The sequence below is a fragment of the Vibrio sp. R10-SG3-ISO3 genome, from assembly GCF_059834225.1.
Genome location: NZ_JCBDHE010000058.1, coordinates 1 through 612 on the forward strand (window position 1 = coordinate 1; position 612 = coordinate 612).

The window sequence follows — 612 nt, forward strand, 5'->3', positions numbered from 1 at the left end:
GCCGCCAGCGTTCAATCTGAGCCATGATCAAACTCTTCAATTTAAAGTTTTGTTGGCTCAATGAATACTGATACAGTTCCTAGCAACTAGAAGCTAATTCCTAGAAAATTTGAATTGACTGTGCTGAGTCCGAAGACTCAATGGTCACTTCAGTATCATTGAAACCTAATTTGAAGCCTAAGCTTCCAATTGGATTATCATCAACGAGTGCCCACACAGATTGATAGGTTTATATTGTTAAAGAGCTTTGCTTTCAGTGCCTTAGCACTTAAGCAGGACGCGTATAATACGCTGATTGACTCTGTAAGTCAACATAAAACTCTAAACTAAACTTAAAACTTTATGGTGACTCGCTCTACTTACAAGACAAGTCAGAATTTAAAGCCTGGCGATGTCCTACTCTCACATGGGGAAACCCCACACTACCATCGGCGCTAATTCGTTTCACTTCTGAGTTCGGCATGGAATCAGGTGGGTCCAAATCGCTATGGTCGCCAAGCAAATTTTGTTTAAGTTCCTAGAAGCTAGTGCCTAGTTCCTAGAACTTAATAATTCGGAAAGCTGCGTTTATCGTTCCTAGATACTAGGAACTAGAAACTCGTCTCTTTATCA

1 rRNA gene is annotated in these 612 nt (G+C 40.5%); it reads right to left on the reverse strand.

The annotated features are described in order from the left end of the window. Positions 1-383: 383 nt before the first annotated feature. Positions 384-499, reverse strand: a 5S ribosomal RNA gene (rrf, locus tag AC6R1A_RS17450). Positions 500-612 lie beyond the last annotated feature (113 nt).